Below are 9,788 nucleotides of genomic sequence, written 5' to 3' on the forward strand. Positions count from 1 at the left end.
CGGCGGCCTGCGCCGCCAGGTCGCGGACGGCGCGGGCCACGGCGCTGCCGGCCACGGCGGCGACCAGGTCGCCCGCCGAGCGGATCCGGGTGTTGCCGGACGCCCGCCCCGCGGCCTCGGCGGCCGCGTCGGCCACCTCGACCGCCATGTCCGCCACAGCCGAGGTCATCGGTGTCAGGCCCGCCCAGTCGGCCGCCTCCCGCGCCCGGGCCCGGGCGGTTCCGGCCAGTTCGCGGGCGGCCTCGCGCGCGGTCTGCCGGACGACCCGCACGACGATGTCGCGGCCGGCGTCCAGCGCCACGTCCACCGCCACGTCGGCGACCGCGTCGAGCGCCGAGTCGACGATCTGGCGGGTGGCGGCCTGCACGACCGGCGAGGAGACGGTGCGTTCGGCCATCTCCAGCGCGGTGGCGGTGGCGGCGCGCGCCAGCGGGCTGCGCGCGGCCAGCCGCCGCGCCGCCTCGGCCACCGGATGGGACGCGGCCTGCTCGACCAGCTCCACCGCGGCGGTGCCGACCTCCAGCGCGGTGCCGGTCAGCACGTGCGACTCGGCCGCCGCGCGGGCCTGCGAGACGGCCCGGTCGGCGGCCTCGCGCGCCAGCCGCGTCGCGGTCTGGCGGGCCGCCTGCTCCACGGCCTCCATCGCGGGGCTGCGCGACAACTGCTCCACGATGGAGGCCGCCGCGCGGTCGGCCGCCTGGCGTCCCAGCCGCCGCACGGGCCCGGACACGGTGGCCGTCAGGCGGGCGGCGTCGCCGGCCGCCAGCAGCAGCGCGTCCTTGAACCGGTCGGGCGGTGTGCGGTCCGGCCGGGTCGGCAGCGCCACGGCGTGCGGGTCGGGACGGCCCTGCGCGGACGGGCGGCCGGGCACCGCCACGGCTTTGCCCGTCCCGGTGCCGGTGTTCTCGCCGGCGGTGTCGGCGACCTGCTCGTCCACGGCCATGCCCCCTATGGCGTACTGGTCTTCACCTTCACCATAACTGCCATTGACCCGAAGTCGAGATCGATCGCGAGTCGGCCCGGCCGGTGCCGCCGGTGCGTCGCCGCTGGGTATGCCCCCGATCCGGGCGTGTTCTCAGCCCGCGTCCCCGGCGCCCGCGGCGGCGAAGGCGCGGCGGGCGTGGGCCAGGAAGGCGCGCACGGCCGGGACGTGGGTGCTCTTCCACACCAGCGCCAGCAGGGCGGGCGCGGCCACGTCGTCGATGATCCGCGCGGTCAGGCGGTCGCGGTAGGCGGCGGCCATGGAGTCCGACAGGATGCCCACGCCCAGGCCGCGGGCCGCCAGGTCGGCGATGGCGTCGGCGGCGCTGGCCTCCAGCGCGATCACCGGGTGGACGTCCCAGGCGGTGCAGGCCCGGTCGAACACCGTGCGCAGCCCCGTGCCGGGCGGCATGCACACGACCGGCCGGCCGCCCAGGTCCGCCAGCGTGACGCGGGGCCGGTCGGCCAGGGGATGTTCGGCGGGCACCATCGCCACCAGCCGGTCGCTGGTGACCGTCAGCGCTGGCAGCCCGCCGGGGGCGGCGGTGGCGGTGCCGACCAGGGCCAGGTCCAGCGCGCCCTCGCGCACGGCCTCCACCAGCCGGTCCGAGCCGTCCTCCAGCAGCGCGATCTCCACTCCGGGGTGCGCCCGGTGGAAGGCGGCCAGGGCGTCGAACAGCGGCGTGATGGTGCAGCCGACCACCATGCCGACGGCCAGGCGGCCGCGGATCAGGTCGCTCACCTCGCCCACGGCCTGCTCAAGCGCGCGGGCGGCGGCCAGCGCGGCCCGGGCGTGCTCCAGGGCGGCCTTGCCCGCGACGGTCAGCGTGGCGGTGCGGCCGGTGCGGTCGAACAGCTCGGCGCCCAGCTCGCGCTCCAGCTGCCGGATCTGGGCGCTGACCCCCGACTGGCTGATGCGCACCCGCTCGGCGGCCCGTGTGAAGTTGCGTTCCTCGGCCACGGCCACGAAGTACTCCAGCTGCCGCAATTCCATAACCGCTGATTCTAGTTTCCATGAGAACAATCTGTTGGACTTCTAGTAGCCGTGTGGGCAGGCTGGGGGACGTCACACCGATCACACGTCTCGACGAGGAGATGCCATGGCCGAATACGAGAAGGCGATGCGCCCCGAAGACCTCACCCGCCTGTTCGTCGAACGCGCCAACGCCGGGGACGCCGCAGGGATCGCCGCGCTGTACGAGGAGGACGCGGTGATGGCCTACCCGCCCGGCGGCCAGACCGTGGGCCGCCAGGCCATCCGCGAACTGTGGGAGAAGGTGCTGGCGTCCCGCCCCCACTTCGAGCCCGAGGAGCCGCTGCCCACCCTGATCTGCGGCGACATCGCCCTGACCGGCACCCCGGCCAAGGACGGGGCGGGCGCCCGCGCCCAGGTGGTCCGCCGCCAGCCCGACGGCAGCTGGCTGCGGCTGCTCGACCGGCCCGAGTTCGTCCCCGTCACGGACGGGCCCGCCGCGGACCGACCCGCCGCGGACTGACCCGGTACGGGCCGATTCGTCACGGGCTGACGGCCGACGTGCGGCGGCGGTCGGCGGAGTTTTCACACAAAGAGTGTTAACAAGGGGCTGTTTGTCTGATAAGTGATGAGGGTGACGGCAGTCACACCAGGGAGTGTCCATGGCCGTTCACCTTCCGCCCCCACCCCGCTCCCCGCCGCCCCCGACCGCCCCCGCACACCACACCCGCCCCCAACCCGCACCCCTGCCCCCGCGGACCGTGCTGCGCGCCGCGGCCGCCGCCGCGAGCGGCCCGCTGCTGCTGGGCGCCTGCGGCACCCGCGAGGACGCCCCCCGCCGCGACACCGGAGACCCCTGGCGGCAGTTCGCCGGAACCACCCTCAACTTCATCTCCGAGAACACCGCGCCCACCGCCGCCATCGCCGCCGACCTGCGGCCCTTCACCCGCCTCACCGGCATCCGCGTCAACATCGTCACGCTGGAACTGTCGGCCCTGGTGCAGAAGGTCGCCCTCGACCTGGCCTCCGGCCAGGCCCAGTACCAGGTCATCTACGCCGACCCCTACCAGGTGCTCGCCCCCTACTCCAAAGGGCTGGTCGAACTGCGGGAACTGGCCGCCGACCCGACCCTGCCGCCCCTGCCCGGCGGGTTCGGCGACTTCATCCCCACCCAACTGGACGCCGCCGGACGCTTCGCCGCCTCCGACAAGGTCTTCGCCCTGCCCTACGACTGCCCGACCATGATCTGGCAGTACCGGCGCGACCTGTTCGACAAGTACCGCGACCGCATGGCCGCCGACCTGGGCTTCGACCCCACCCCCGGGGAGGACTCCACCTGGGAGCAGTACTACGCCATCGCCAAATGGTTCACCGACAACGCCGACGACGTCCCCTACGGCACCGGCCACCAGGCCAAACAGCACGACTCGCTGATGAACGACTTCTCCAACGTGCTGTGGGCCCACGGCGGAAGCTACTTCGACGACGACACCGCCGTCGGACGGCTCGGCACCATCGACCCCGGACCGTGCCGCCTGGACGCCGACGCCGCCATCGCCGCCGCCGAGTTCTACCGCCGACTGCTGTCGGTCGCCGACCCCGCCTCACGCACCTGGGACTGGGACGGCGTCGGCGCCGCCTTCCGCGCCGGACGCCTGGCCATGTGCCCCAACTGGCACGAGTTCGCCGCAAGCAACGAAGCCGCCATGCCCGGCAAGGTCGGCTACGCGCCCCTGCCCAAGGGACCGGCCCGCCGCGCCGGCATGTACGGCGGCACCGGCATCGCCATCAGCGCCAACACCCTGCCCAACGAACGCCGCGCCGCCTGGCTGTTCCTGCTGTGGGCCACCTCCCCCGACACCCAGCTGCGCGGCCTGGCCGGCAAGGTCGGCGGCGGCACCCCCACCCGCCGGTCGGTGTACGAGCGCGGCGACGTCAAGGCCGCCGCGCGCCGCCCGTCACCGATGCCCAACCTGCTGACCACCGACGTCGTCGAGCGGACCTGGCAAAGCGAGAACATCGGCCTGCGCCCCAAGATCCCCATGTGGAACGAGTGCGACACCGCCATCTACACCGAGGTGTCGCGCATGCTGGCCGGTGACGCCTCGCCCGCCGAGGCGATGCGCTCGGCCCGCAAACGCTTCGACCGCATCATCGCCAGGGGGTGGACGGCATGACCGGCTCCACCGCCCCCGCCGCCCCCGCGGGCAGCGCCACCGGCCCCGCCCGCACCGCACCGCGCCCGGGCCGCCCCGGACGGCTGCCCGGCTTCGAGGGCCGCATGATGGCGCCCGGCCTGCTGCTGCTGGCCGCCCTGTCGATCGTGCCGTTCCTGGCCATCATCGTCATGAGCCTGGCCCGGGTGCGGCTGCTGGGCGGCGTCGGCCTGCACTGGGTCGGCGCCGACAACTGGACGCGGTTCTTCACCGACCCCGACCTGGGCTGGGCCTGGATCCGCACCGCCGTCTACTTCACCCTCACCGTCGGACTGGAGATGCTGGCCGGCGTCGGCCTGGCCCTGGCGGTGCGGCGGCTGGCCCGCGGCCGCAACGCGGCGCTGACACTGCTTCTGCTGCCCATATTCGTCGCACCCGTCATCGTCGGGCTGCTCGGCCGGTTCCTCACCGACTCCACCTTCGGCCTGTACACCTGGATGCTGCGGCAGATCGGCTACGACGGCGACATCATGGGCTCGAAGACGTCGGCGTTCACCGCCGTGGTGCTGATGGACGTGTGGGAGTGGACGCCGCTCATCACGCTCATCACCCTGGCGGGCCTGACGGCCATCCCCGCGAGCCTGCGCGAGGCCGCCGCCATCGACGGCGCCGGCGGGTGGAGCATGCTCGCCCACATCATCCTGCCGTCCATCTCCAACGTGCTGCTGGTGGCGCTGCTGATCCGCTCGATGGACGCCATCCGCTACTTCGACGTGATCTGGGTCACCACCGGCGGCGGACCCGCCGACGCCACCAAGACCGTGCCGGTCCGGCTGTACGAGACCGCGTTCCGCTTCTTCGACCTGGGCTACGCCGCCGCGATCGGCCTGGCCATGCTCGCCGCGTCCATCGTCGTCGCCCGCGCGTTCATCCGCGTCCTGGACCGGGAGGGACTGACCCGATGACCCGCCCCACGCCCCTGGAACGCGGCAGCCTCCGGTCCCGCGTCACCGCCGCCGCCATCGTCGCCGCCGCCCTGGTGTGGACCCTGGTCCCGCTGGCCTGGATGGCGCTGTCGTCGCTGAAACCGGCCGACCAGGTCACCGCCGCCACCCCCGACCTGCTGTTCCGCCCCACCCTCGGCAACTACCGCGAACTGTTCACCGGCGCCAACGACCTGGCCCCCTACATCTGGCACAGCATCCTGGCGGCCGGGGCGGCCGCGGTGCTGGCGGTCGCGCTCGGCGCGCCCGCCGGGTACGGTCTGGCCCGCACCCGCACGCGCGGCAAACGGCACCTGTCGTTCTGGATCATCTCCACCCGCATGGCGCCGATCGCCGCCGTCGTGCTGCCGCTGTTCCTCATCTACCGGCGGCTCGGCCTGCTGGACTCGGTGCCCGGCCTGGTGCTGGCCTACCTGACCTTCAGCCTGCCGTTCGCGATCTGGCTGATGAGCGCGTTCTTCGCCCAGGTGCCCCCCGCCCTGGAGGAGTCGGCGCTGGTCGCCGGCTGCTCGCGGTGGCAGGCGTTCCGGTACGTGGTGCTGCCGCTGACCAAACCCGGGCTGGTCACCACGTTCGTGCTGTGCCTGGTGTTCTCCTGGAACGACTACGCCTTCGCGCTGGTGTTCAGCGGCCCCGACTCCCAGACCCTGCCGATCGCCGCCGGCCAGCTGGTCACCCAGACCGGCATCGACTGGGGGCAGCTCACCGCGATCGGCACCATCGTCGTCGTCCCGATGATGCTCGTAGGAATCGCCGTCCGCCGGTGGCTGGTCACCGGCCTCACGCTAGGAGCGGTCACAGGTGAGTGAGACCACCCTCGGCGCCACCGCCGCCGCGATCCCCGCCACCATGCGGGTGTCGCTGCTGCGCGGGGTGCGCGACCTGGTGCTGGACGAACGTCCCGTGCCCGAACCCGGGCCCGGCCAGGTGCTGGTACGGGTCAGCGCCGTCGGCACCTGCGGCTCCGACGTCCACTACTACGAAGAAGGCCGTATCGGCGACTTCGTGGTGCGCCGTCCCCTGGTGCTGGGACACGAGTCCGGCGGCGTGGTCGCCGCGGTCGGACCGGGCGTCACCCGCAACCACCCCGGGCAGCGCGTGTCCATCGAACCGGGCGTGCCGTGCTTCACCTGCGACCAGTGCCGCACCGGCCACTACAACCTGTGCCCGGACATGCGGTTCTTCGGCACCCCGCCGGTCGACGGCGCGTTCAGCGAGTACGTCGTCGTGCACGAGGCCATGGCGCACCCGGTGCCCGACACCCTGTCGGACGAGGCCGCCGCGCTGCTGGAACCCCTGTCGGTCGGGGTGTGGGCGTGCCGCAAGGCAGGCGTCGGGCCCGGGTCGCGCGTCCTGGTCACCGGCGCCGGACCGATCGGGCTGATCGCGGCGCAGACGGCGCGCGCGTTCGGCGCCGGCGAGGTCGTGGTCACCGACGTGCGGCCGCACCGCCTGCAGGTGGCCGCCGACCTGGGCGCCGACGCCACCGTCAACGTCGCCGAACGGCCCGTGTCGGGCTTCGAACCCGACGTGCTGCTGGAATGCTCGGGCGCGCCCGCCGCCATCGGCACGGCCGTCCGCCTGGTCGGCCGCGGCGGCCGCGTCGTGCTGATCGGCATGGGCGGCGATGAGATCCCGCTGCCGCTGGACCACGTCCAACGGCACGAGATCCAGGTCACCGGCACCTTCCGCTACGCCAACACCTGGCCGACCGCGATCGCGCTGGCCGCGTCCGGCAAGGTGGACCTCGACCGGCTCGTCACCCACCGCTTCGATCTGGCCGAGGCCGAACGCGCGCTCACCGTCGCGGCCCGCGACGACACCGCGATCAAACCCGTCGTGCACCCCTGAGAGGACGGGGGGTGAACCGCAGGGGGCGTCCCTCCGAGGCCGCCGTGGAACAACGCCGCCAGGCCATCCTGCGCCACGTCATCGAACACGGCGAGGCGCGCATCGACGACCTGGCCGCGCGGTTCGGGGTCAGCCTGATGACGGTGCACCGCGACCTGGACGACCTGGTCGAACGGCGGCTGCTGCGCAAACTGCGCGGCCGGGTCGCGGCGCTGCCGTCGCTGACCGTCGAAAGCGCCGAACGGTTCCGCGAACGCCGGCACGCCGCCGAGAAGGACGCCCTGTGCGCGGCGGTCGCCGACCTGGTCCGCCCCGGCAGCACCGTGCTGCTGGACGACTCCACCACCCTGCACCCGCTGGCCCGCCGCCTGACCGCCGTGGAAGGGCTCACCGTGGTCACCAACTCGCTGGCGATCGCGATGATCCTCGGGCACGCCGACGCCGTGGAGGTGGTGCTGCTCGGCGGCCGCTACCGGGGCGACTTCAACTCCTGCTCGGGCCCCGACGTGACCGCCGCGCTCGCCCGCATCACCGCCGAGCAGGCGTTCGTGTCGGCCGCCGCCGTGCTGGCGGGCCGCCTGTTCCACCCCAGCCGCGACTCGGCCGAGGTCAAGGAGGCCATGCTCGCCGCGGCGCACCGCAACATCCTGCTGGCCGACCACTCCAAGTTCGGCAAGACCGCCACCTACGCCTACGGCGACGCCGCCCGCTACGACCTGGTCGTGACCGACGCCGCCACCCCCGCCGAGGAGATCGACGCGCTGCGCGGCCTCGGCGTCCCCGTCCAGATCGTCCACCCGCCCGAGACCCGCTGACCGAGGAGCACGCCGGCATGCGAGCAGCGCTGATCGAAACCCCCGGAACCGTGGCCGTCACCACCCTGCCCGACCCCGCCCCCGGCCCCGGCCAGGTCGTCGTCGCCGTCGCCGCCTGCGGCATCTGCGGCACCGACCTGCACATCTTCGACGGCGACTTCGCCCCCACCCCGTACCCGATCGTGCCCGGCCACGAGTTCGCCGGCGAGATCGTCGCCGTCGGCGCCGGCGTGACCGGACTGCGCACCGGCGACCGCGTGGCCGTCGACCCGTCGCTGTTCTGCGGCGCCTGCCACTACTGCGAACGCGGCCAGGGCAACCTGTGCGAGAACTGGAACGCCATCGGCGTGACCCGCAACGGCGCCTGCGCCGAGTACGCGCTCGCCCCGGCCGCCAACTGCCACCGGCTCCCCGAACACCTGGACCTCTCGCACGCCGCGCTCATCGAACCGCTGTCGTGCGCGGTGCGCGGGTTCGACCTGCTGCCGCGCCGCATGGGCGACCACTACCTCATCTACGGCGCCGGGACGATGGGCCTGATGATGCTGCAGCTGGCCCGCCGCGCCGGTGCCGCCTCCGTCTCGGTGGTCGATCTGAACACCGCGCGGCTGCCGGTCGCGACCCGGCTGGGCGCCGACGCGGCGGCCGCCTCGGCCGACGAGTTCGACCGCCCGCAGGGCTGGGAGGTCGTCATCGACTGCACCGGCGCGGTCGCCGCCATCGAGGACGGCCTGACCCGCGTGCGCCGCGGCGGCACGTTCCAGCAGTTCGGCGTCGCACCCGCCGACGCCACCGCCCGCTTCTCCCCGTTCCGCGTCTACAACGACGAGATCACCATCGTCGGCAGCATGGCCGTCCTGCACAGCTTCGGCCGCGCCGTGGACCTGATGGCCCGCGGCGCCATCGACCCCGACATCATGATCAGCGACCGGTTCGCCCTGGACCGCTACCCCGAGGCCCTGACCGCCTTCCGCGACGGCACCGGCCGCAAACTCCAGGTCAGCGCCGCCTGCCCCTCGGACGCTCCCGCGGTGAACGGCGCCCGCTGCTGAAGACGATCTGCACGCTCGGACCGTGGGGCTTTGCGCACTGGGCCCGCAAGACCGCCACCTACATGGAGAGACCCGCACGAACCGTCCCGCCCCTGGCTACTCGGCGGGCGGCCTCGGGCCGCAAAGACCGGCGCCCCGGCCTCCACTTGCAGAGGACCGGGGCGCCGGTGCATCGCCCCTTCAGCACAGCCGCCTCTCGCACAACCGGTCGCCGTTGAAGAACTGGCGATCTGCCCCTCGAGCAGGGGGGTGCAACGCAACAGGATTGGATCCTTACGGACGGTAGCCGCCGTCCGACCGGCTCGGCTTCAATGAGCGACGACCAGCAGCGACTTCACAGTGAGGAAACAGATGGGCATGCACGGCGGCGGCAACACCAGGGACGGCCACAAGCCCGAAGACCAACACGGCACGTTCGTCGACCCCAACAAGCAGCCGAGCAAGGGCAAAAGGGCCAAGGACGACCAGGACAAGGACAGGGGCAAAGGCGGCAAGAGCAGATGAGCGACGCCGAGGCCCTGAACCAGCGGCTCATCGACAAGCTCGCGGACGCCGGCATGATGACCGACCGGTGGCGCCCGCCGTTCCTGGCCGTGCCGCGGCACCGGTTCGTCCCGGACGTCATCTGGGTCGACGCCGAGGACGGCGAACTCATCACACGGCGCCGCGAGGACGATCCGGCGGCCTGGCTGGAGACCGCCTACGCCGACGAGCCGATCGTCACGCAGGTCGACGACGGGGCCACCCCGGACACCGGGCGAGGACTGCTCGTCACCAGCTCGATCTCCGCACCGTCCATCGTCAGCAGGATGCTCCACTACCTGCAGGTGGAGCCGGGGATGCGGGTCCTGGAGATCGGCACCGGCACCGGGTGGAACGCGGCGCTGCTGGCGCACATGGCCGGCGGGCAGAACGTCACCACCGTCGAGATCGACGCCGCCATCGCCGACCGGGCC

At 73.3% G+C, this 9,788-nt stretch carries 10 protein-coding genes and 1 pseudogene; 9 read left to right on the forward strand and 2 right to left on the reverse strand.

The features are described from left to right. Positions 1-943 (reverse strand): annotated as a pseudogene (locus tag ABD879_RS30600) (hypothetical protein); the annotation flags it as partial. A 132-nt stretch (positions 944-1,075) separates the two neighbouring features. After that, complete coding sequence (locus tag ABD879_RS30605; RefSeq protein WP_345025217.1) at positions 1,076-1,975, reverse strand: LysR family transcriptional regulator; 900 nt, start codon at positions 1,973-1,975, stop codon at positions 1,076-1,078. Between the two features lie 106 nt (positions 1,976-2,081). On the opposite strand from ABD879_RS30605, the gene ABD879_RS30610 reads away from it, so the two are divergent. The 9 genes from ABD879_RS30610 to ABD879_RS30650 all read left to right on the forward strand — a co-directional run. Further along, complete coding sequence (locus ABD879_RS30610) at positions 2,082-2,477, forward strand: YybH family protein (RefSeq protein WP_345025218.1); 396 nt, start codon at positions 2,082-2,084, stop codon at positions 2,475-2,477. Positions 2,478-2,616: 139 nt separating this feature from the next. Then, positions 2,617-4,131, forward strand: a complete 1,515-nt coding sequence (locus ABD879_RS30615; protein ID WP_345025219.1) for an extracellular solute-binding protein — start codon at positions 2,617-2,619, stop codon at positions 4,129-4,131. Beyond that, entirely contained in the window at positions 4,128-5,075 is a 948-nt protein-coding gene (locus ABD879_RS30620; RefSeq protein WP_345025220.1) for a carbohydrate ABC transporter permease, read from the forward strand. Before ABD879_RS30615 ends, ABD879_RS30620 begins: the two co-directional genes overlap by 4 nt. Then, a complete protein-coding gene (locus tag ABD879_RS30625) occupies positions 5,072-5,923 on the forward strand; it encodes a carbohydrate ABC transporter permease (RefSeq protein ID WP_345025221.1) in 852 nt (283 codons plus the stop codon). The genes ABD879_RS30620 and ABD879_RS30625 overlap by 4 nt, the downstream gene beginning before the upstream one ends. Further along, positions 5,916-6,965, forward strand: coding sequence for an NAD(P)-dependent alcohol dehydrogenase (locus ABD879_RS30630; RefSeq protein ID WP_345025222.1), 1,050 nt, complete (start codon positions 5,916-5,918; stop codon positions 6,963-6,965). The genes ABD879_RS30625 and ABD879_RS30630 overlap by 8 nt, the downstream gene beginning before the upstream one ends. Before the next feature lie 11 nt (positions 6,966-6,976). Next, positions 6,977-7,780 (forward strand): DeoR/GlpR family DNA-binding transcription regulator, encoded by an 804-nt coding sequence (locus ABD879_RS30635; RefSeq protein WP_345025223.1) that lies wholly within the window; start codon positions 6,977-6,979, stop codon positions 7,778-7,780. A gap of 17 nt (positions 7,781-7,797) precedes the next feature. Beyond that, positions 7,798-8,832 (forward strand): zinc-dependent alcohol dehydrogenase family protein, encoded by a 1,035-nt coding sequence (locus tag ABD879_RS30640; RefSeq protein WP_345025224.1) that lies wholly within the window; start codon positions 7,798-7,800, stop codon positions 8,830-8,832. Positions 8,833-9,183: 351 nt separating this feature from the next. Next, positions 9,184-9,336 (forward strand): hypothetical protein, encoded by a 153-nt coding sequence (locus tag ABD879_RS30645; RefSeq protein WP_345025225.1) that lies wholly within the window; start codon positions 9,184-9,186, stop codon positions 9,334-9,336. Then, the coding region (locus tag ABD879_RS30650) for an rRNA adenine N-6-methyltransferase family protein (RefSeq protein ID WP_345025226.1) at positions 9,333-9,788 on the forward strand (456 nt) is incomplete at its 3' end. The genes ABD879_RS30645 and ABD879_RS30650, both read left to right, overlap by 4 nt.

The sequence above is a fragment of the Actinomadura keratinilytica genome (assembly GCF_039539665.1).
In the GTDB taxonomy this organism is placed as follows: Bacteria; Actinomycetota; Actinomycetes; order Streptosporangiales; family Streptosporangiaceae; genus Spirillospora; species Spirillospora keratinilytica.

Excerpts from the sequence above, each read along its gene's own strand:
- ABD879_RS30645 (WP_345025225.1), top strand. The coding sequence starts at position 9,184 with ATGGGCATGCACGGCGGCGGCAACACCAGGGACGGCCACAAGCCCGAA.
- ABD879_RS30640 (WP_345025224.1), top strand. The coding sequence starts at position 7,798 with ATGCGAGCAGCGCTGATCGAAACCCCCGGAACCGTGGCCGTCACCACC.
- ABD879_RS30625 (WP_345025221.1), top strand. The coding sequence starts at position 5,072 with ATGACCCGCCCCACGCCCCTGGAACGCGGCAGCCTCCGGTCCCGCGTC.
- ABD879_RS30620 (WP_345025220.1), top strand. The coding sequence starts at position 4,128 with ATGACCGGCTCCACCGCCCCCGCCGCCCCCGCGGGCAGCGCCACCGGC.
- ABD879_RS30605 (WP_345025217.1), bottom strand. The coding sequence starts at position 1,975 with ATGGAATTGCGGCAGCTGGAGTACTTCGTGGCCGTGGCCGAGGAACGC.
- ABD879_RS30610 (WP_345025218.1), top strand. The coding sequence starts at position 2,082 with ATGGCCGAATACGAGAAGGCGATGCGCCCCGAAGACCTCACCCGCCTG.
- ABD879_RS30615 (WP_345025219.1), top strand. The coding sequence starts at position 2,617 with ATGGCCGTTCACCTTCCGCCCCCACCCCGCTCCCCGCCGCCCCCGACC.